Origin of the sequence: Nonomuraea sp. NPDC049655 (assembly GCF_044465465.1) — a bacterium.
In the GTDB taxonomy this organism is placed as follows: Bacteria; Actinomycetota; Actinomycetes; order Streptosporangiales; family Streptosporangiaceae; genus Nonomuraea.
The window spans coordinates 434,680-455,310 of record NZ_JBITLS010000009.1; the positions used below are offsets into that span (position 1 = coordinate 434,680).

Here is a 20,631-nt window from a genome sequence, read left to right on the forward strand (position 1 = left end):
TCAGGCGGCGGCCAGCCGGACGATCTCGCGCGGCCGGGCCTCGCGCTCGTCGAAGGCCACGTCGACGTCGGCGGCGCCGAGCGCGGCCAGCGACGCGGCGAATGCCTCGTCCGACTCCCAGCGCACGATGGACACCACCGCCTCCGCCGACAGCCAGCACTCCGCCGACAGGCAGCCGGGCGTGCTCCGGAACGCCTCGGCCACCTTGCGCACCCGCTCGACGAACTCCTCCCGGTGCGCGGCGTGCGGGTAGTGCGTGGCGATCATGGCGACGTGCACGGGACTCTCCTCTGTGTTGGTCAACATAGAATACGATTGATAGCACAGAGGAGGTGGCGTGCCAACGCGACGGGAACAGACCAGCAACGAGAGCCGCGAGCTCATCCTCAACGCGGCGGCCGAGCTGTTCGCCGAGAAGGGCTATCGGCAGACCACGTTCCACGACGTGGCCGCCCGGTCGGGCATCAGCCGCGGGTCCATCCCGTGGCACTTCGGCGGCAAGGAGGGCCTGCTGCTGGCCGTGCTCGAACGGTCGGTGGCCAGGGTGCGCGACGGCCTCACCGACGCCCCCGAGGGCGAGCCGGACTTCGGGCCGTTCGACCAGGGCGTCGGCGCGATGCTCGCCCTGCCGACCACCAAGCTGTTCGTCACCCTGCTGGTCGAGGCGCTGGAGCCCGGCTCGCCCATCCGTGACCGCTACGTCGAGATCCACGACACGCTGCGCGACCACTGCAGGCGCTGGCTCGAACGCCTGCCGCTGCCGCCGGGCCTGCCGGTGGAGCCGCTGGCCGTCGCGCTCATCGGCGCCGGCATCGGCATCCACCAGCAGTGGCTGGTCGCCCCCGAGCGCGTCGACGCCGGCGCGGCCCTGGCCGCCCTGCGCGCCCTGGTCGCCGGGGTGCTGCCGCCCGCGCACGACTGACCGCGGGCGCGGGCCGCCCTCCTCGCCGCCCCGGCCGTACGGACATGACAGGACATCGCCGGGTAATGGAGGCGTCACGACGGGTGCCGCCGGGCCGCCGGCTGGACATGACATCAGCCGGCGACCGGACGGCACACGAGGTGCTCCGGGCGATGAGGGAGGTCGTCATGAAGGTTGTCGTGGTCGGCGGGACCGGCCTGATCGGGTCGAAGCTCGTGCGCAGGCTGGCCGCAGAGGGGCACGAGGCGGTCGCCGCGTCCCCGAGCACCGGCGTCGACACCCTCACGGGGGAGGGGCTGGCCGAGGCCCTGGAAGGGGCGCGGGTCGTGGTGGACGTCTCCAACTCGCCGTCGTTCGAGCGGAGCGCGGTGCTGGAGTTCTTCGAGACCTCCACCCGCAACCTGCTGGCCGCCGAGGCGGCGGCGGGCGTCGGCCACCACGTCGCGCTGTCGGTCGTGGGCACCGAGCGCATGCCCGACAACGGCTACTTCGCCGCCAAGATCGCCCAGGAGCGGCTGATCGAGAAGTCGGGCCTGCCGTACTCGCTGGTGCACGCGACGCAGTTCTTCGAGTTCGTGCGGGGCATCGCCGACGAGTCGGCCGCCGACGGCGCGGTGCGCATCGCGCCGGTGCTGTTCCGGCCCGTCGCGGGGGACGACGTCGCGGCGGCGCTCGCCCGGGTCGCGCTCGGGACGCCCCTGAACGGCAGGACCGAGGTCGCCGGCCCCGAGCAGTACCGGATGGACGAGTTCTTCCGCGACGCGCTGGCCGGCCTCGGCGACCCGCGCGAGGTGGTCACCGACGAGCACGCCCGCTACTTCGGCAGCGAGCTGACCGAGCGGTCGCTGGTGCCCGGCGACGACGCCGCGCTGGGCCGGACCACGTACCAGGACTGGGCGGCCGGCGAGTAGGGCGCCGTCAGAACCAGGCGGCCAGCGCCTCCTCCAGCGCGGCGTCCGGCGCGTCGCCGGCCCAGGCGACGACGCCGTCCGGCCGGACCAGCAGGCCGCCGAAGTCGCGGACGTCCACCGGCTTGGCCGCCAGCACCGGCAGCCGCGGGTCGGCCGCCAGACCGGCCCCGAGGTCCAGCAGCAGCCCGCGTCCCTCGTGCAGGTGGTCGCCGACCCGGGTGCCGTCGGCCAGCTCCAGGTCGGGGACGCTCCGGCCGACCAGCGGGTGGCCGCCGGGCAACTCGTAGCGGTGCCAGACGCCGGAGAGCCGCTTGACGAAGTACGTGGTGCCCGCGGTGGTGTCGATCAGGTCGGACACGACGGCCCGCAGCGCCCGGGAACGGGCCTCGGGCCGCATGAGCTCCACCTGGGCGCGGGTCCAGTCGAGCACCCACGCGCCGATGGGGTGGCGCTCGGCGGTGTAGGTGTCCAGCAGCGCCTCGGGCGAGCGGCCCCGGACGACGGCGGCCAGCTTCCAGCCGAGGTTGACGGCGTCGCCGATGCCCAGGTTGAGCCCCTGACCGCCGAAGGGCGAGTGGACGTGCGCCGCGTCGCCGGCCAGCAGGACCCGGCCGAGCCGGTAGGTGGTGGCCTGGCGGGCGTTGTCGGTGAAGCGGGTGGCCGTCTTGACGCCGGTGATGGTGACGTCCACGCCGGAGACGGCCCGCAGGCTGGCCTGCAGCTCCTCGGCGGTGACCGGCGCGGTGCGGTCCTCCGGCGGCCCGTCGAACTCCACGGTCAGGATGCGGCCGGGGGTCGGCCCGTTGGCGTAGGTGCCGGTGTCGGTGTGCGTCCAGCCGGTGCCGAGCCCTTCGGCGCCCTCCATCGTCACGACGGCCTGGTGGCCGGTGATCTGCGGGGGCGTGCCGGGGAAGTCGAAGCCGGCCAGGCGGCGCACGGTGCTGCGGCCGCCGTCGCAGCCCACCAGCCAGCCGCAGCGGAACTCCCGCTCGCCCGCCCGCACGACGACCCCGTCGGCGGAGGGCTCGAAGCCGGTCAGCTCCACGCCGCGCAGCACGTCTGCGCCGAGCTCGGCGGCCCGTTCGCCGAGCACCCGCTCGATGTCCTGCTGCCGGATGCCGCTCAGGCGGGCGGCCGGCCCGCGGTCGGCGAAGTCGGGGTCGCTCTCGTCCACCCGGTCGGTCAGCAGCCACAGCCCGGCGAAATGCCCGGCGAAGGCCGACATCTTGGGCTGCCCGGCCGCCGCCGCACCGCCCCGCTGGGCCATGAACGCCTGGACGGCCTTCATGGTCTCGGCCTGGGCCTCCTCCAGCACCGGGAGCAGCCCGCGCCGGTAGAAGGCCTCGGCGGTGGGCGTGTTGATCGAGCCGGCCTTGACCGTCTGGTCGATGTCGGTCAGCCGCTCCAGCACCGCCACGCGCACGTCGTGCAGCCGCAGCTCGCAGGCGAGCATCAGGCCGACGGGGCCGCCACCGGAAATGATCACGTCGTAGTCCATGGCGAAAACTATACCCGACTAAATTTTAAGTGCGATACACTTTTTTCGTGAAAGAGACTCCATCGCTCCGCGAACGCAAGAAGGCCGAGACCCGCAGGCGCATCTCCGACCACGGCTCGATGTTGTTCTACGAACGCGGCTTCGACGAGGTGACCATCGGCGAGATCGCCGAGGCGGCGGACGTCTCCAAGGTGACGGTGTTCAACTACTTCCCCCGCAAGGAGGACATCTTCTTCGACCGCGTCCCCGAGCTGGTCGACCTGGTCACCGGCACCGTCCGGGGCCGCGGGGCGGGCGAGCCGGTGCTGTCCGCGCTGCGGGACATGCTCGTCCGGCACGCGCGCGAGGGCCACCCGCTCGGCGGGGTCGACGACCGGTTCGTGCACTTCTTCCGGGTGGTGGCCGGCTCCGCGGCGCTGCGGGCGCGCGCCAGGGAGATCGCCGACGAGCTGGAGGCCGTGCTCGCGGCCCTGATCGACGAGTCCGGTGAGGGGCTGCCCGGCAGGTTGACCGCGGCGCTGCTCGTCGGCGCCTTCCGCTCGGCCTTCCTGGCCACCGCGGCCCGCCAACTGGCCGGGGAACGGGCCGCCGACGTGCTTCCCGACCACGTCGCGGCGCTCGACCTGGCGTTCGACGTGCTGGCGCGGGGGCTGGCGCCCACCCGGTCAGGATCGGAGAAGCATCCACCCCGCGACCGGCATTAACGTGAGGCCGTACCCTCGTGGCCGGCCGGATTCGGCCCGGCGACGCCTACGGGGGCCCGCGCGAGAGACGGAGAGACGATGAGCACGCACACGCCGCCCGAGCGGCAGATCGCCGACAGCCACGATCTGATCCGCGTCCACGGCGCGCGCGAGAACAACCTCAAGGACATCAGCGTCGAGCTCCCCAAGCGCCGGCTGACGGTGTTCACCGGCGTGTCCGGCTCGGGCAAGAGCTCGCTGGTGTTCGCCACCATCGCCGCCGAGTCGCAGCGGCTGATCAACGAGACCTACAGCACGTTCGTCCAGGGGTTCATGCCGACGCTGGCGCGGCCCGAGGTCGACGTCCTGGAGGGGCTGACCACCGCGATCATCGTCGACCAGCAGCGGATGGGCGCCGACCCCCGCTCCACCGTCGGCACCGCCACCGACGCCAACGCCATGCTGCGCATCCTGTTCAGCCGGCTCGGCCGGCCGCACATCGGCTCGCCCAACGCCTACTCCTTCAACGTGCCCTCGGTCCGCGCCAGCGGCGCGATCACCGTCGAGCGCGGCTCCAGCAAGACGGTCCGGCAGAGCTTCACCCGCCTGGGCGGCATGTGCCCCAACTGCGAGGGCCGCGGCACGGTCTCCGACATCGACCTCACCCAGCTCTACGACGACTCCAAGTCGCTGGCCGGCGGCGCCTTCACCATCCCCGGCTGGAAGTCCGACAGCTTCTGGACCGTGCGCGTCTACGCCGAGTCGGGGCTGCTCGACCCCCACAAGCCGATCCGCGACTTCACCGAGCAGGAGATGCGGGACTTCCTCCACCGGGAGCCGACCAAGGTCAAGGTCGAGGGCGTCAACCTCACCTACGAGGGCCTGATCCCGAAGATCCAGAAGACCTTCCTGTCGAAGGACAAGGAGGGCATGCAGCCGCACATCCGCGCCTTCGTCGAGCGGGCGGTCACCTTCACCACCTGCCCCGAGTGCGACGGCACCCGCCTCAGCCCGGAGGCCCGGTCCTCGAAGATCGACGGCGTCAGCATCGCCGACGCGTGCCGGATGCAGATCACCGACCTGGCCGAGTGGATCCGCGGCCTCGACCAGCCGTCCGTGGCGCCGCTGCTGACCACGCTGGGCCGTACGCTCGACTCCTTCGTCGAGATCGGGCTGGGCTACCTGTCGCTCGACCGGCCGGCCGGCACGCTGTCGGGCGGCGAGGCGCAGCGCGTCAAGATGATCCGCCACCTCGGCTCCTCCCTCACCGACACCACCTACGTCTTCGACGAGCCCACCATCGGCCTGCACCCCCACGACATCCAGCGGATGAACGGCCTGCTGGTCAGGCTGCGCGACAAGGGCAACACCGTGCTCGTCGTCGAGCACAAGCCGGAGGCCATCGCCATCGCCGACCACGTCGTGGATCTCGGCCCCGGCGCCGGCACGGAGGGCGGCACGGTCTGCTTCGAGGGCACCGTCGAGGGGCTGCGGGCCAGCGGCACCGTCACCGGCCGCCACCTCGACGACCGGGCCCGGCTGAAGGACGACGTGCGCAAGCCCACCGGCGCGCTGGAGATCCGCGGGGCGAACAAGCACAATCTCCGCGACGTGGACGTCGACATCCCGCTCGGGGTGCTGGTCGTCGTCACCGGCGTGGCCGGCTCCGGCAAGAGCTCGCTCGTGCACGGTTCCATACCGGCCGGCGCGGGCGTGGTGTCGATCGACCAGAGCCCGATCCGCGGCTCGCGGCGGAGCAACCCGGCGACCTACACCGGCCTGCTCGACCCCATCCGCAAGGCGTTCGCCAAGGCCAACGGCGTCAAGCCGGCCCTGTTCAGCGCCAACTCCGAGGGCGCCTGCCCCAATTGCAACGGCGCCGGCGTCCTCTACACCGACCTGGGCGTGATGGCCGGCGTCGCCACCGTCTGCGACGAGTGCGAGGGCAGGCGCTTCCAGGCCGAGGTGCTGGAGTACCGCCTGGGCGGCCGGAACATCAGCGAGGTGCTGGCGATGCCGGTGACCGAGGCCGAGGAGTTCTTCGGCGCGGGCGAGGCGCGCACCCCGGCCGCGCACGCCATCCTCGGCCGGCTCGCCGACGTCGGGCTCGGCTACCTCAGCCTCGGCCAGCCGCTCACCACGCTGTCCGGCGGCGAGCGGCAGCGGCTCAAGCTGGCCACCCAGATGGCCGAGAAGAGCGGCGACGTCTACGTGCTCGACGAGCCCACCACCGGCCTGCACCTCGCCGACGTCGAGCAGCTGCTCGGCCTGCTCGACCGGCTGGTCGACGGCGGCAAGTCGGTGATCGTCATCGAGCACCACCAGGCGGTCATGGCGCACGCCGACTGGATCGTCGACCTCGGCCCCGGAGCCGGTCACGACGGCGGCCGGGTCGTCTTCGAGGGCACCCCCGCCGACCTCGTCGCCGCCCGCTCCACCCTGACCGGCCAGCACCTGGCGGCCTACGTCGGCGGCACGTCCGCATGAGGCTGCTCGTCGTCGGCGGCAGCGGCTTCCTGGGCGCCGAACTCGTCCGGCAGGGCGTGGCGGCCGGGCACGAGGTGACCGCGACCTGTCACACCCGCCCGGGGGAGGCGGCCGGCGTCACCTGGGCGCCGCTCGACGTGCGCCGGCGCGCCGACGTCGAGGAGCTGATGGCCGCGGTCCGGCCGGCGGCGGTCGTCAACGCCGCCTTCCGGCAGCGCGACTGGGCGACCACGGCCACCGGGGCCGCGAACGTCGCCCTGGCCGCCGCCGCGGCGGGCGGCCGCCTGGTGCACGTCTCCAGCGACACGGTCTTCTCCGGCGCGGCGGTCCGCTACGACGAGACGTGCCTCCCCGACCCGATCACCCCGTACGGCGCGGCCAAGGCGGCCGCCGAGACCGTCGTGGCCGCGGTCGCGCCGGACGCGGTGATCGCCAGGACCTCGCTGATCATCGGCGACGGCGGCTCGTCGCACGAGGCGCTGGTGCACGCCCTGGCCACCGGCACGAGGCAGGGCGTGCTGTTCACCGACGACGTGCGATGCCCGGTGCACGTCGCCGACCTCGCCGCGGCGCTGCTGGAGCTGGCCGCCGCAGGGCCGCCCGGCGTCCGCCACGTCGCCGGGGCCGACGCGGTGAGCCGGTACGAGCTGGGCGTGCTCGTCGCCCGCCGCGACGGCCTCGACCCGGCCCGGCTCCCGGCGGGCCGGCGCGCGGACTCGGGCGTGCCCGGCCCGCTCGACGTGCGCCTCGACTGCGCCGCCACCCAGCGGCTGCTGCGCACCAGGCTGCGCGGCGCGCGCCGGTTCCTCGACCCGGCCCGCCCCTGACCTTGCCCGGCTCAGAGCCGCTGGTTGATGCGGATCAGGTTGCCCGCCGGGTCCCGCACGGCGCAGTCGCGCACCCCGTACGGCTGCTCGGCCGGCTCCTGGACGATCTCCGCGCCGTTCGCCGCCAGCCGGTCGAAGACGGCGTCGAGGTCGTCGGTCGACAGGTTGATGCCGGCGAAGGTGCCCTTGGCCATCATCTCGACGATGGTGCGGCGCTCGTCCTCGGTGATGCCGCAGCCGTCGGCGACCGGTGGCTGGAGCACGATCGACGTGCCGGGCTGGCCCGCGGGGCCGACCGTGATCCAGCGTTTCCCGTCGTAGCCGACGTCGCCGCGCACCTCGAAGCCGAGGGCGTCGCGGTAGAAGGCGAGGGAGGCGTCCGGGTCGTCGTGGGGGAGGTAGCTGGAGTGGATGGTGATGTCCATGCCGGTCACGCTAGTTCCGCCGGTCCGGACGACGCTTCTCGATTCCTGACCGCCGTCCGTCCGCGCTTCCGGTGGCCTCAGCTGTGGCCGGGGACGGGGGTGCCGGCGCCCCGCTCCAGCGGCAGCACCGGGATGCGCAGGGTGGTCGTGCCGGTGGTCAGGCGGAAGGTGACGTCGATCGGCGTGGCCCCGAGCGGGCGGTCGATGTCGAGGATCTCCAGGTGCGGACGGCTCTGCCCCTCCTGCAGCGAGACGGTCGAGCGGGCCGGGACGGTCACGTTGACCTCCTCCTGCGCCGCCCCCGGCCCCGCCCGGTAGACGACCTTCCTGGCGTGCACGGTGCTGACGCCGTCGAGCTTCTGGGGCTGGTCGCTCTCGTTGACCAGCGTCAGGTAGAGGCCGAGGTCGTCGCCCGCCTTCTGCTGTTCCACGGACGGGGCCAGGATGTGGACGTGCAACAGCCGCATCGCCCCCACCTGCCCGTCGACCAGCCCCTCACGGGCCGTGCCCTGCGGAAGGGGCGACTCCCGCTGCCCCGGGTTGCAGGCCGGCAGCAGCGCCAGCACGCACAGGGCCGAAAGGAAGGGCAGCAGCAGCGCTCGCGGGCCCCGTGGTGAAGTCCTCATGTTCGCGCCTTCGTGTGGTGTGAGGCCGGTGACGAGGCCACAGCGCGGGCCCGCTCGCACGAGCGCCGCCTGCGGGGGGTTGACCGCAACCACGATGTACCCCCTTGACCGGGTCCCATGCCGGACCCGCCTACCCGCCGGAGTCGCGGTAGAAGCTCAGACCGGCGTGCTCGGGATCGGTGTAGACCTTCACCGTCCCGTCCGGGTACGCGGCGAACGGCAGGACGACGCCGTCGGGGCACGGGTGCAGGAACATCAACGTCGGGCCCACGACGACGATCGAGCGGGGCCTGCGGCGTGGCGTGCTCGGCGCCGTGCTCGGTGCCGTGCTCGGCCCGCCACCGGGCCACCCGGTCGGCCGCGCCCGGCTGCCTGGCGACGCCCGCCGCCCCCGGGATGCGCGGCCTACCCTCTGCCAGGTACGGCGAAACGGCGCAGGTCAGCGCCCTGATCGCCGGGCGCGCACAGCCCGGCGGCCGCGTCCGGGACACGAGGGGCGGCGGCGACGATAGACCGCGCCGCGGCCGGGCAGAGAAGGGGGTTTCTCAGGTTCAGGAGCCCCCATGTCTGGTGATCAGTTCACTTCCGCCGCCCCGCCGGGCGAACCCGGCGCGGCGTCCGCGGCCGCCCGCGACGGCCACGCCTCCGGCCCCCGCCCGGAGACGACGGGGCTGCCCTTCGGCAGGCCCGGACGCCCGTTCGGCAGCACGCCCTTCGTCTTCGGGTTCACCGCCGCGCTCGGCGTGCTGACCGCCTGGCTGCTGGTCCAGGCGCTCACCGCCAGCGCCTCGATGCTCCTGCTGATCATCGTGTCGTTGTTCCTGGCCGTCGGCCTGGATCCCGCCGTGCGATGGCTGGAGGAGCACGGCCTGCCGCGCTGGGCGGCGATCACCGCGGTGTTCACGGCGGTGATCGTGCTGTTCGCCGGGTTCGCCATGGCGATCATCCCGGCGCTGTCGGAGCAGGCGGGACAGTTCGCCGAGCAGCTGCCCACCTACATCCAGCAGTTGCAGAACAACCCGCAGATCCGCGACCTGGACCAGCGCTACCAGCTCCTGGAACGGCTGCAGACGTACCTGACCAGCGGCGACCTCGGCCGGCAGGTGTTCGGCGGGCTGCTCGGCATCGCCTCGATCGTGGTCAGCGCCGTGTTCTCCACGCTGACCGTGCTCATCCTCACCCTGTACTTCCTGGGCGCGCTGCGCTCCATCACGCGCACCGGCTACCGGCTGATCCCGAGGAGCCGCAGGGACCGGGCCCGGCTGCTCGGCGACGAGATTCTCAACCGGGTCGGCGGCTACGTGGCCGGCAACCTGATCATCTCGCTGATCGCGGGCGTGACCACGTTCGTCTTCCTGTCGATCGCGGGCGTGCCGTACGCGCTGGCCCTGGCGATCATCGTGGCCGTCACCGACCTCATCCCGCTCATCGGCGCGTTCATCGGCGCGGGCATCGCCACGCTGGTCGCGCTGTTCGCCTCGCTCCCGGTGGCCATCGCCACCCTGATCTTCTTCGTCGTCTACCAGCAGATCGAGAACTACCTGATCGCGCCCAAGGTGATGAAGTCGTCCGTGGACGTGCCGGCCGCCGCCACGATCGTGGCCGCCCTCATCGGCGGCGCCCTGCTCGGCGTGGTGGGCGCCCTGCTGGCCATCCCGGTCGCCGCCGCCATCCAGGTGATCGTCAACCACGTGGTGCTGCCCCGTCAGGAACGTCACTGAGCGCGCCGGGTGTGAGCGCCTGACCTCGGGGTACCTGGGGCGGACCCGACGCCCGGCATCCCTCGTCCCGCCGGGCGTCCCGACCCCAGGGAGGCCGTCCATGGACGCGATCGTGCTGCTCAAAGAGGACCACAAGACCGTGGAGAAGCTGTTCAAGGAGTTCGAGAAGGCGGGCCAGGACGCCCACAAGACCAAGCAGAAGATCGTCGCGCAGGTCATCGAGGAGCTGACCGCGCACACCTACATCGAGGAGAAGATCTTCTACCCGGCCGCCCGCTCGGGCACCCCCGACACCACCGACCACATCCTGGAGAGCGTCGAGGAGCACCACGTCGTCGTCTGGATGTTGTCGGAGCTGAAGGACCTCGACCCGGCCGACGAGCGCTACGACGCCAAGATGACGGTGCTCATGGAGAACGTCCGCCACCACGTCGAGGAGGAGGAGAAGGAGTGGTTCCCGCAGGTGCGCGAGTCCATGGGGCGCAACCGGCTGCAGGAGCTGGGCGAGGAGATGGCCAAGGCCAAGGCCGAGGCACCGCGTGACCCCCTGAAGATCCCCAGCGCCTCCTCCTAGCCACGGCGCGGGATGGAACGGCCTGGAACGCCCCAACGGGTGCAGGCCCACCCATCCCGACCCAGGGGGAGATCATGACGTACCTGAGAAGAAAGCTGCCGGCGGTGCTGTGCGCGGCGGTCCTGGCCGGTTCCGGGGCCGCCGTCCTGGCGGGCGCCGCCACGCCCGCCACCGCCGCCACGGGCACGCTGTTCGACGGCTTCGGCCGTGACCTCGCCGAGAACGTCGCGCTCGCCGGCGCCGAGTCCGACGCCCGCCGCAACGCGCTGAGCCACGGGTTCACGGACTGCGAGGTGTTCGAGTCGGTGGTCTCCCAGGACGCCCGCACCCACGTGTTCTTCGCCCTGGTCACCGTGAGTTGCGAGGACGCCGCGCGGTAGGGCGGAGCGGCAGGGCGGCGCGCCGGACAGCAGGGACATGTCCGGCGCGTTTTACCGTCGTCCGACGTGGGGTTGATCTGGCACTAAGGTGTGCCGCATGAATATAACTACGGAGAGTAGCATCATGCGTACTCTCAGACACGATGTGCCGGCATCGCTGGTGGTGTTCCTCGTCGCGGTGCCACTCTCACTCGGCGTCGCCCTGGCCGCGGGCGCGCCGCTGGCCGCCGGGCTCGTCGCCGCCGCGGTCGGCGGCATCGTCGCCGGGCGGCTGGGCGGCTCGGTGGTGCAGGTCAGCGGCCCGACCGCGAGCCTGACGGTGGTGATCGCCGGTCTCGTGCAGACCTACGGCTGGCGCGCCACCTGCCTGATCACGATCATGGCCGGCGGCCTGCAGGTGCTGCTCGGCGCGTTCAAGGCGGCGCGGGCCGCGCTCGCGGTCTCGCCCGCGGTCGTCCACGGCATGCTGGCCGGCGTCGGCATCATCATCGCGCTCGCCCAGCTGCACGTCGTCCTCGGCGGCAGCCCCGAGCAGTCGCCGTGGGCCAACCTGGCCGAGCTGCCCAGCCAGATCATGGATCTGCACGGCCACAAGGTCATGGTCGGCATCCTCACCATCACGGTCCTGCTGGCCTGGAGCCGGATGCCCAAGCACGTCCGGATGATCCCCGCGCCGCTGGCCGCGCTGCTCGCGGCCGCCGTCACCGCCGCCGTGTTCGGCTGGAACGTCACCCGCATCGACCTGTCCGGCGCGATCACCGCGTGGGCGCCGCCGGTGCTGCCGGCCGGCGACTGGCAGCACATCGCCATGGGCGTGCTGCTGGTGGCGCTGGTGGCCGGGGCGGAGTCGCTGCTGTGCTGCGTGGCCACCGACAGCATGCACACCGGCCCCCGCTCCGACCTCGACCGCGAGCTGACCGGCCAGGGCGTGGCCAACATGGTGAGCGGCGTGCTCGGCGGGCTCCCGGTCGCCGGCGTGATCGTGCGCAGCACCACCAACATCCAGGCGGGCGCCCGCACCCGCTGGTCGGCGATCCTGCACGGCGTCTGGGTGCTGCTGTTCGCCCTCTGCCTGGGCTGGACGATCAAGCTGATCCCGATGGAGGCGCTGGCCGCGCTGCTGGTCTTCATCGGCATCAAGACCATCAGCCTCGGTCACCTCAGGAAGGTCCACGGCCACAACGAGGTGCCCGTCTACGTCATGACCATGTCCGGCGTGATCCTGGTCGGGCTGGCCGAGGGCGTCCTGGCCGGGCTGGCGCTGGCCGCGCTGCTGGCGCTGCGGCGGCTGACCCGGGTGACCGTGGATAAGCGGCAGGAACCCGGCGGGGTCATGCACGCGACGGTCTCCGGCTCGCTCACCTTCCTGGGCGTGCCCCGGCTGACCCAGGAGCTGCGCGCCATCCCGCCAGGCGTCGCCGTCGACCTCGACCTGAACATCGACTTCATGGACAACGCCGCCTTCGACGCGATCCACTCCTGGCGGCTGGACCACGAGCGCCTGGGCGGCACCGTCACGATCGACGAGCTGCACGACGAGTGGTACACGATGGCGGCCAGCGGCGGCCGCATGTTCCCGGCCAAGAGCCCGCCCAAGGCGCCCGGCCGCTGGTGGCTGCCGTGGACCCACCGCGGCCGTCCGCTGTCGGCCACGGCGGCGATCGAGTGCCGCCTGGCCCAGGGCGCGGACGAGTTCCACAAGCGCACGGCCCCGCTGCTGCGGCCCATCTTCACCCAGCTCGCCACCCAGCAGCGTCCCTCGCACCTGTTCATCACCTGCGCCGACTCGCGGGTCGTGCCCAGCCTGATCACCTCCAGCGGGCCCGGCGACCTGTTCACGGTCCGCAACATCGGCAACCTGGTGCCGTGCGCCGGCTCCGAGCCGCACGACGACTCGGTGGCCGCCGCCATCGAGTACGCCACCGGCGTGCTGAGCGTGCACACCATCACCGTCTGCGGCCACTCCGGCTGCGGCGCGATGGCGGCGCTGCTGAAGGGCCCGGCGACCACCGAGGGCCTGCCGCAGCTGAGCCGCTGGCTCCGGCACGGCCATCCCAGCCTCGACCGGCTCGGCGAAGGCGGCCACGACGCCTCCGCCGAGGACGCCGCCCTCGACGCGCTGTGCCGGCTCAACATCCAGCAGCAGCTGGAGAACCTGCGGACCTACCGCAAGGTCGACGAGCAGGTCAGGGCCGGGCAGCTGACGCTGGTGGGGCTGTACTTCGAGATCGGCTCGGCGCGGGTGCACCATGTGCCGCCGCGCGCGTCCGCCGCCCCTGAGCCGGACGGCCCGCTGCCGACCGAGCCCACTCCCACGTAGGCGCGTCCCCGCCGCGCCGGCCCGTCCGGCGCGGCGGGGTCACACCACGTGGTTGCGCAGGCCCAGTTCCTCCGGGTAGGGGGAGAAGTACGTCTGGTCCTGGACGTAGGTGGCCGCCTCGCCGCGGGCGTGGTGGCGCAGCAACGTCAGCGGCACGCTCAGCGCCACCCGGTGCGCCGCGTACGAGCCGATGACCTCGACCAGGTCGGCGCGGCGCACCGGGTCGAGCTCGTCGCCGAGCATGCCGAGGCAGTGCTGCAGCACGTTGACGTTGCGCCCGATCGACGCCTTGACCGCCATCGTCCGCCGGAACGCCGTGCCGTACTCCTCGGCCAGCTCCTCGCGCGGCCGGACGCCCGCGGCGGCGACCAGGCGGCCGGTCTCGCGGTAGCCCTCGGTGGAGTGGGCCAGCAGCTGCATCTTGTGCCGGGCCTGGAAGGCGACCAGGTCACGCGGCCGCCAGTCGCCCTCCAGCAGCTCGCGCAGCCGCGCGTGGGCGAAGATGCGCTCGACGAACGCCTCCCGCAGGACGGCGTCGTTGAGCCGCCCCTCGTCCTCGACGGGCAGCAGCGGGTGGCCCTCGATCACCGCGTCGGCGAACAGGCCCCGGTTGTCGCGGGTCACCGCGTGGTCACCGGCGTACAGCGGGATGCCGTGGATGCCGCAGCTCGGGCTCTTGGCCTTGAACACGTAACCGTCGGCCGCCAGGGCCGGGGAACGTTCGGCGGCCAGCTCGTCCATGGCCGAGGTGAGGTCGCGGCGGCTCTGCCGGGTCATCAGGCGGGGGCCGGTGGGCGAACGCTCCAGGCGCAGCGTCTCGCGGGGCGCGCCGAGGCCGATCTCCATCTCGGGGCAGATCGGCACCCAGTCCACGAACGGCGCCAGCTCCTGCGTCAGGAAACGGGCCCGGCTGTGCCCGCCGTTGTGCCGTACCGGCTCGCCGAGCAGACAGCTCGACACCGCCACCCGCGGCCTGCCCCAATCCTGCGCCTGCGCCATGTCCTGACAGATGCCCAGCTCGCGCCTCCGCACGCCACGAAGATTTGTCGCAACCAGGGCGTAGCGTTCAGGCATGACGAATGCGCACATTCCGCTTGATGGCGAGCAGTGGCAGCCTGGGGACCTCGTCGTCGACGCCGACGGCGGCCTGTTCACGCGCGCGAGTGCGCAGGACGAGGCCGACGGCCTGCCCTGGGGGCGTCCCCGGCACGCGGCGCGGCACGCCGACGGGAGCGCCCACGTGCCGGCGGGCGAGGCGGGGGAGCAGGTGCCCGCCCGTCCGCTGACGTTGCTGCTGCGCGACGGGCGGCCGGCGCTGCCCGCCGTACCGGCCGACGCGGCGACGGTGCTCGGCACGCAGGCCCGCCAGACCGCGGCGCTGGCCGGCGTCGGCGGCCTGTTCCTGGCCGCCACCGCCTTCGACCCGGACGGCGCCGGCGACCCGAGGGCGGCCCGGCTGCGCGCGGACCTGCTGGACCACGTGGTGGTGGTCGACGACGCGGAGGAGCTGGCCGCGATGTTCGGCGGCGCGGCCGACGGGCTGCTGGTCGAGCTGGCCGAATGGCACCGGCGCAGCGTGGGCGAGACCGCCTGACCGGGGCGACCGCTCGCCCGCCCGGCCCGCTGTCGGGTCAGGGGCCGGTGGGGCGGATGCGGGCCATGCGGAGGCGGACCTGGGAGGAGGCGCCGGTCTGGGTGATGACGAACTCGTCGCAGAGGCGGCGCATCACCCACAGGCCGTAACCGCCCGGCCCGATCTGGGGACGGGCGTCGGGGCAGGCGTCGGGCCCCAGACGGCCCGCGTGGTCGCCGACGTCGACGGTGAGGAAGTCGTCGTCGGCCCAGATGTGCACCCAGCCGGCCCCGCCCGCGTGATCGAGGACGTTGGTGACCGCCTCGTTGGCGGCGAGCGCGAGGTCGTCACCGCGCTGGGAGGCGAGCCCGGCCTGGAGCGCGTGACGGCGGACGAGCTCCCGCAGCCCCGCGAGGTCTCGGCTGATCGGCCAGCTTGCGGCAGCGCCGGGGGAAGGCTCGGACATCGATCCCTCCTACCCGAAATCACACACCGTGTGCCCATGATGACATCGACCCGGTCGTGCGCGCAGGCCAAGCGGAGACAGAAAAGGGCTGGTCCATCTTGCCCGAGTCGCGGCCTGCGCGCCATGCCCGGCCAGGGAACCTTCCGGAGGCGGGCCGTCTGACCGCAATGACGTACCGAGGGGCCGAAAATAGCATCGTTCCAAATGAGGGATTTATCCGGAAGTCCTGGCCGGGGACTCGATCTTGCTCCATCGTTGGCGATGCAACGCGGCTCCGCTGCTGCGGAGGCGTACCGAAAGCCAAGGGAGTTCCATGCTCAACCGATATCGGGCCCTGCCGGTCGCGGTGGCGATGCTCACCGCGCTGGCGGGTGCGGCCGCGCCCGCCGGCGCGGCGGCGCCTGCGCAGGCGTCCGCCGTCGCACCCCTCACCGCACCCCTCACCGTGACGTTCGCCGCCACGGAGGACGTGTTCATCAGCCAGGCCGAGCCGGCCAAGAGCTTCGCGACCGCGACCTGGATGAGCGTCTGCGGAGCCGCGTGCGGCAGCGCCGCCGCGGGCCAGCGGGTCGGCCTGACCCGCTTCAAGGTCACCGGGATCCCGGCGGACGCCGAGGACGTCAAGGTCACCCTGGACGTCGTCCCGGCCAGGACGACGGACACCACCGTGTCGGTCCGTCCCGTGACGGGTTCCTGGACCGAGGCGGCCACGACCTGGAACACCCGCCCCGAGTTCGGGGCCGCGCCCGTCGCCTCGCACACGGGTTTCACCGCCGGGACGACGGTCAAGCTGGACGTGTCCGCCGCCGTCGAGGGCGACGGCACGTACGCCTTCGCCCTCACCGGCGGCGACGCCACCGCCACCGTGCTGATGTCCTCGCGCGAGACCGGGAACCGCGGCCCGAAGCTCACGGTCACCTACACCGAGGGCGGCGGCCAGACCGACGGGCCGCTGCCGTTCGTGCTGCCGGGGAAGGCGGCCCTGCGCGGGTCGGCCAAGAAGGTGTTCGCGCACTACTTCACGCCGTACCCGGTGTCGCTGGACAACCAGGCCCCGGCCGGCGACTACTACGCCAGGAACTACCTCAAGCCGGACGGCGAGAGCGGCAAGCACGCCGCCTACGGCGGCCTGCTGCGCGACCGGCCGGTCGGACGTGACCCCATCAGCGGCGACTACGCGCTGGCCGACTTCAAGACCGAGGTCAGGCAGGCCATCGCGGCCGGCCTGGACGGTTTCACCGTCGACATCCTCTCGATCACCAGCGCCCACTGGACGCGGGTGCAGAACCTGATCAAGGCCGCCGAGGCCGTGGACCCTGGGTTCAAGATCGTGCTGATGCCGGACACGAACGGCCTGGCCTCGGTGGACAGCGCCGCGTTCGCCGCCGCGATGGCGAAGCTGGCCGCCTCGACGTCGGTCTACCGGCTGGCCGACGACCGCCTGGTGGTGGCGCCGTTCAAGGCCGAGGGGCGCACCGCCGCCTGGTGGGCGGCCTGGATGAAGACGATGGAGACCGAGCACGGCGTCAAGGTCGCGCTGGTGCCCTGCTTCCTCGACTTCAACAAGTACCGGGACGCCTTCGCCTCGATCAGCTACGGCTTCTCCAACTGGGGCAACCGCAACCCCGCCGCCAACGCCGCCCTGGGCGGCAACATCGACCGCGCGCACGGCATGGGCAAGATCTGGATGCAGCCGGTGTCCATCCAGGACGAACGCCCCAACCAGGGCGTCTTCGACGAGGCCGGCAACACCGAGAACCTGCGGGCGACGTGGAAGGGCGCCATCGACGGCAAGGCCGACTGGGTCCAGCTCACCACCTGGAACGACTACTCCGAGAACACCCAGTTCGCGCCGTCCAGGAACGCCGGCTGGACGTACCTGGACATCAACGCCTACTACCTGACCTGTCACAAGCTCGGCTGCCCGAAGATCACGAACGACGCGGCGTACCTGACCCACCGGGTCCAGCCGGTCGCGGCCCAGCCGTCCTTCGCGCAGACCAAGCTCATGAAGCTGCGCGGCGGCAGCACGGCCGCGCGTGACACCGTCGAGGTGCTCACCATGCTGACGGCGGCGGCCCAGGTGTCGGTGACCGTCGGCGGCACGACGCAGAGCTACGACGCGCCCGCCGGCGTGTCGGCCAGGACGTTCCCGCTGAAGGCGGGGGCCGCGTCGGCGACCGTCACCAGGGGGTCGGCGACGGCGGCCAAGGTGGTCTCGCCGTACCCGATCACCGCGACGCCGTACGTGCAGGACCTGCACTACCGCGCGGCCTCCAGCGAACGCTGACCGCGCGGGCCCGGGCCCGCGCCACCCGCGCGGACCCGGGCCCCTTCCGTCAGGTGATCAGGTGCCGCAGGCGGCGGCGACGGGCGCTTGGAGTTGACGAGCGCGCCCTGCTGTGAAAAGCTGAAGGCGGCACCGAGGTTGACACTTATAGTAAGTGTGGACATTCGTTTCTCAGTTGGGTTATGCTGCTGCCTCGCGCCGCCCTTCGACGCTCCGGATTTCGGTCCGGGCGTTTGGCGTGCGCGCAGTTCGATTCCGTCCGTGCCCTCCGGAAGGACATCTGTTGGCAGCCTCGCGCAACGCCTCCGCCGTGCCCGCTGGTCCCCGTCGCGTCTCTTTCGCGCGCATCCAGGAGCCCCTCGAAGTTCCTGATCTTCTCGCTCTGCAGACCGAGTCGTTCGACTGGTTGCTGGGCAACGAGAAGTGGAAGGGCCGGGTAGAGGCGGCTCGTCAGGCCGGGCGCAGGGACGTCCCGACCCAGTCGGGCCTCGAAGAGATCTTCGAAGAGATCAGTCCCATCGAGGACTTCTCGGGGACCATGTCCTTGTCGTTCCGCGACCACCGGTTCGAGCCGCCCAAGTACTCAGTCGATGAGTGCAAAGACAAGGACATGACCTTCTCCGCCCCGATGTTCGTGACGGCGGAGTTCATCAACAACACCACCGGTGAGATCAAGAGCCAGACGGTGTTCATGGGCGATTTCCCGCTCATGACGCCGAAGGGCACGTTCATCATCAACGGCACCGAGCGTGTCGTGGTCTCGCAGCTGGTCCGTTCGCCGGGTGTCTATTTCGAACGTAACGTCGACAAGACCTCGGACAAGGATCTGTACGGCTGCAAGGTCATCCCGTCGCGGGGTGCCTGGCTGGAGTTCGAGATCGACAAGCGCGACAGCGTCGGTGTGCGCATCGACCGTAAGCGCAAGCAGGCCGTCACCGTGCTTCTCAAGGCATTGGGATGGACCAACGACCAGATCCTCGAGCGGTTCGGCCAGTACGAGTCGATGCGCGCGACGCTGGAGAAGGACCACACGGCCGGCCAGGACGACGCCCTGCTGGACATCTACCGCAAGCTGCGGCCGGGTGAGCCGCCGACCAAGGAGTCGGCGCAGACCCTGCTGGAGAACCTGTACTTCAACCCCAAGCGGTACGACCTGGCCAAGGTGGGCCGCTACAAGATCAACAAGAAGCTCGGGGTCGACTCCGAGATCACGCAGGGCACGCTGACCGAGGACGACGTCGTCTCGATGATCGAGTACCTGGTGCGGCTGCACGCGGGGGAGACGTCCATGGGCCGGGCCGTCGTGGAGCTCGACGACATCGACCATTTCGGCAACCGGCGCATCCGCAGCGTCGGCGAGCTCGTCCAGAACCAGGTCCGGCTGGGCCTGGCCCGCATGGAGCGCGTCGTCCGCGAGCGGATGACCACCCAGGACGTCGAGGCGATCACGCCGCAGACCCTGATCAACATCCGGCCGGTGGTGGCGTCGATGAAGGAGTTCTTCGGCACCTCGCAGCTGTCGCAGTTCATGGACCAGATCAACCCGCTGGCCGGGCTGACGCACAAGCGGCGGCTGAACGCCCTGGGCCCCGGCGGCCTGTCCCGTGAGCGGGCCGGGATGGAGGTCCGTGACGTGCATCCGTCCCACTACGGCCGGATGTGCCCGATCGAGACGCCCGAGGGCCCGAACATCGGCCTCATCGGTTACCTCGCCTGCTACGGCAGGCTCAACGCCTTCGGCTTCATCGAGACGCCCTACCGCAAGGTCGTCGACGGCAGGGTCACCGACCGGATCGACTACCTGACGGCCGACGAGGAGGACCGGTTCGTCGTCGCCCAGGCGAACTCGTCCCTCGGCGCGGACGGCGAGCTGACCGACGCCCGCGTCCTGGTCCGCACCAAGGGCGGCGAGACCGACTACGTGGCCTCCCGCGAGGTCGACTACATCGACGTGTCGCCGCGCCAGATGGTGTCGGTGGCCACCGCGATGATCCCGTTCCTGGAGCACGACGACGCCAACCGGGCCCTGATGGGCGCGAACATGCAGCGTCAGTCGGTGCCGTTGATCCGCAGCGAGGCGCCGCTGGTCGGCACCGGCATGGAGTACCGTGCCGCGACCGACGCCGGCGACGTCATCAGCGCCGAGAAGGCCGGCGTGGTCGAGGAGGTCTCGGCCGACTACGTCACCGTCATGAACGACGACGGCTCGCGCACCACCTACCGGGTCGCCAAGTTCAGGCGCTCCAACCAGGGCACCTCCTTCAACCAGAAGCCCATCGTCGCCGAGGGCGACCGGGTCGAGGCCGGCCAGGTCATCGCCGACGGTCCCTGCACCGACGACGGTGAGATGGCGCTCGGCAAGAACCTGCTGGTGGCGTTCATGCCGTGGGAGGGCCACAACTACGAGGACGCGATCGTGCTGTCCCAGCGCCTGGTCCAGGACGACGTGCTGTCCTCGATCCACATCGAGGAGCACGAGGTCGACGCCCGCGACACCAAGCTGGGCCCGGAGGAGATCACCCGGGACCTTCCCAACGTCTCCGAGGACATCCTGGCCGACCTCGACGAGCGCGGCATCATCCGGATCGGCGCCGAGGTCGTCCCCGGCGACATCCTGGTCGGCAAGGTCACCCCGAAGGGCGAGACCGAGCTGACCCCGGAGGAGCGGCTGCTGCGCGCCATCTTCGGGGAGAAGGCCCGCGAGGTCCGCGACACCTCGCTGAAGGTGCCCCATGGGGAGCGCGGCACGGTCATCGACGTGCGCACCTTCTCCAGGGAGCACGGCGACGAGCTGCCGCCCGGCGTGAACGAGCTGGTCAGGGTGTACATCGCGCAGAAGCGTAAGATCACCGACGGTGACAAGCTGGCCGGCCGCCACGGCAACAAGGGCGTCATCTCCAAGATCCTGCCGGTCGAGGACATGCCGTT

The 20,631-nt window shown here is 71.8% G+C and carries 19 protein-coding genes; 12 read left to right on the plus strand and 7 right to left on the minus strand.

The window, feature by feature from the left end:
* Complete coding sequence (locus tag ACIBQ6_RS29590; protein WP_358297362.1) at positions 1 to 279, minus strand: antibiotic biosynthesis monooxygenase; 279 nt, start codon at positions 277 to 279, stop codon at positions 1 to 3.
* A gap of 58 nt (positions 280 to 337) precedes the next feature.
* Here ACIBQ6_RS29590 and ACIBQ6_RS29595 point away from each other — a divergent pair, with 58 nt between their 5' ends.
* Positions 338 to 922, plus strand: coding sequence for a TetR/AcrR family transcriptional regulator (locus ACIBQ6_RS29595; RefSeq protein ID WP_397215875.1), 585 nt, complete (start codon positions 338 to 340; stop codon positions 920 to 922).
* Between the two features lie 167 nt (positions 923 to 1,089).
* The gene (locus tag ACIBQ6_RS29600) at positions 1,090 to 1,833 is read left to right on the plus strand and encodes an SDR family oxidoreductase (RefSeq protein ID WP_397215877.1); all 744 of its coding nucleotides are present in this window, start codon (positions 1,090 to 1,092) and stop codon (positions 1,831 to 1,833) included.
* A gap of 7 nt (positions 1,834 to 1,840) precedes the next feature.
* On the opposite strand, the gene ACIBQ6_RS29605 is transcribed toward ACIBQ6_RS29600, so the two are convergent.
* Entirely contained in the window at positions 1,841 to 3,331 is a 1,491-nt protein-coding gene (locus tag ACIBQ6_RS29605; protein ID WP_397215879.1) for an FAD-dependent oxidoreductase, read from the minus strand.
* A 47-nt stretch (positions 3,332 to 3,378) separates the two neighbouring features.
* Here ACIBQ6_RS29605 and ACIBQ6_RS29610 point away from each other — a divergent pair, with 47 nt between their 5' ends.
* From ACIBQ6_RS29610 to ACIBQ6_RS29620, 3 genes are all read left to right on the plus strand, one after another.
* Positions 3,379 to 4,035 carry a TetR/AcrR family transcriptional regulator gene (locus ACIBQ6_RS29610; protein ID WP_397215881.1) on the plus strand — a complete coding sequence of 219 codons (657 nt, stop codon included), beginning with the start codon at positions 3,379 to 3,381 and terminating at the stop codon, positions 4,033 to 4,035.
* A 78-nt stretch (positions 4,036 to 4,113) separates the two neighbouring features.
* Positions 4,114 to 6,501 carry an excinuclease ABC subunit UvrA gene (locus ACIBQ6_RS29615; RefSeq protein WP_358297348.1) on the plus strand — a complete coding sequence of 796 codons (2,388 nt, stop codon included), beginning with the start codon at positions 4,114 to 4,116 and terminating at the stop codon, positions 6,499 to 6,501.
* Positions 6,498 to 7,328: a sugar nucleotide-binding protein gene (locus ACIBQ6_RS29620; RefSeq protein ID WP_397215883.1), complete on the plus strand. Its 831-nt coding sequence runs from the start codon at positions 6,498 to 6,500 to the stop codon at positions 7,326 to 7,328. The genes ACIBQ6_RS29615 and ACIBQ6_RS29620 overlap by 4 nt, the downstream gene beginning before the upstream one ends.
* Before the next feature lie 11 nt (positions 7,329 to 7,339).
* Here ACIBQ6_RS29620 and ACIBQ6_RS29625 read toward each other — a convergent pair whose 3' ends face one another.
* The 3 genes from ACIBQ6_RS29625 to ACIBQ6_RS29635 all read right to left on the minus strand — a co-directional run bounded on the left by ACIBQ6_RS29625 (position 7,340) and on the right by ACIBQ6_RS29635 (position 8,650).
* Positions 7,340 to 7,753 (minus strand): VOC family protein, encoded by a 414-nt coding sequence (locus ACIBQ6_RS29625; RefSeq protein ID WP_358297342.1) that lies wholly within the window; start codon positions 7,751 to 7,753, stop codon positions 7,340 to 7,342.
* Between the two features lie 77 nt (positions 7,754 to 7,830).
* Positions 7,831 to 8,379: a copper chaperone PCu(A)C gene (locus ACIBQ6_RS29630; RefSeq protein ID WP_358297339.1), complete on the minus strand. Its 549-nt coding sequence runs from the start codon at positions 8,377 to 8,379 to the stop codon at positions 7,831 to 7,833.
* 130 nt (positions 8,380 to 8,509) lie between these two features.
* Positions 8,510 to 8,650, minus strand: coding sequence for a hypothetical protein (locus tag ACIBQ6_RS29635; protein WP_397215886.1), 141 nt, complete (start codon positions 8,648 to 8,650; stop codon positions 8,510 to 8,512).
* A gap of 292 nt (positions 8,651 to 8,942) precedes the next feature.
* Here ACIBQ6_RS29635 and ACIBQ6_RS29640 point away from each other — a divergent pair, with 292 nt between their 5' ends.
* The 4 genes from ACIBQ6_RS29640 (at position 8,943) to ACIBQ6_RS29655 (ending at position 13,374) form a co-directional block, all read left to right on the plus strand.
* Positions 8,943 to 10,100 carry an AI-2E family transporter gene (locus ACIBQ6_RS29640; protein WP_358297333.1) on the plus strand — a complete coding sequence of 386 codons (1,158 nt, stop codon included), beginning with the start codon at positions 8,943 to 8,945 and terminating at the stop codon, positions 10,098 to 10,100.
* A 100-nt stretch (positions 10,101 to 10,200) separates the two neighbouring features.
* Positions 10,201 to 10,674 carry a hemerythrin domain-containing protein gene (locus ACIBQ6_RS29645; RefSeq protein ID WP_358297330.1) on the plus strand — a complete coding sequence of 158 codons (474 nt, stop codon included), beginning with the start codon at positions 10,201 to 10,203 and terminating at the stop codon, positions 10,672 to 10,674.
* Positions 10,675 to 10,748: 74 nt separating this feature from the next.
* The gene (locus tag ACIBQ6_RS29650; protein ID WP_397215888.1) at positions 10,749 to 11,054 is read left to right on the plus strand and encodes a hypothetical protein; all 306 of its coding nucleotides are present in this window, start codon (positions 10,749 to 10,751) and stop codon (positions 11,052 to 11,054) included.
* 124 nt (positions 11,055 to 11,178) lie between these two features.
* Complete coding sequence (locus tag ACIBQ6_RS29655; RefSeq protein WP_358297324.1) at positions 11,179 to 13,374, plus strand: SulP family inorganic anion transporter; 2,196 nt, start codon at positions 11,179 to 11,181, stop codon at positions 13,372 to 13,374.
* A 39-nt stretch (positions 13,375 to 13,413) separates the two neighbouring features.
* Here the strand turns inward: ACIBQ6_RS29655 and ACIBQ6_RS29660 are convergent, their stop codons facing one another.
* Complete coding sequence (locus ACIBQ6_RS29660; protein ID WP_397215903.1) at positions 13,414 to 14,373, minus strand: YbgA family protein; 960 nt, start codon at positions 14,371 to 14,373, stop codon at positions 13,414 to 13,416.
* Positions 14,374 to 14,446: 73 nt separating this feature from the next.
* On the opposite strand from ACIBQ6_RS29660, the gene ACIBQ6_RS29665 reads away from it, so the two are divergent.
* Positions 14,447 to 14,968, plus strand: coding sequence for a hypothetical protein (locus ACIBQ6_RS29665; protein ID WP_358297318.1), 522 nt, complete (start codon positions 14,447 to 14,449; stop codon positions 14,966 to 14,968).
* Positions 14,969 to 15,005: 37 nt separating this feature from the next.
* Here the strand turns inward: ACIBQ6_RS29665 and ACIBQ6_RS29670 are convergent, their stop codons facing one another.
* Positions 15,006 to 15,413 (minus strand): ATP-binding protein, encoded by a 408-nt coding sequence (locus ACIBQ6_RS29670; protein ID WP_358297316.1) that lies wholly within the window; start codon positions 15,411 to 15,413, stop codon positions 15,006 to 15,008.
* 313 nt (positions 15,414 to 15,726) lie between these two features.
* On the opposite strand from ACIBQ6_RS29670, the gene ACIBQ6_RS29675 reads away from it, so the two are divergent.
* Entirely contained in the window at positions 15,727 to 17,703 is a 1,977-nt protein-coding gene (locus tag ACIBQ6_RS29675) for an endo-1,3-alpha-glucanase family glycosylhydrolase (protein ID WP_397215891.1), read from the plus strand.
* A gap of 283 nt (positions 17,704 to 17,986) precedes the next feature.
* The coding region (rpoB, locus tag ACIBQ6_RS29680; protein ID WP_397215893.1) for a DNA-directed RNA polymerase subunit beta at positions 17,987 to 20,631 on the plus strand (2,645 nt) is incomplete at its 3' end.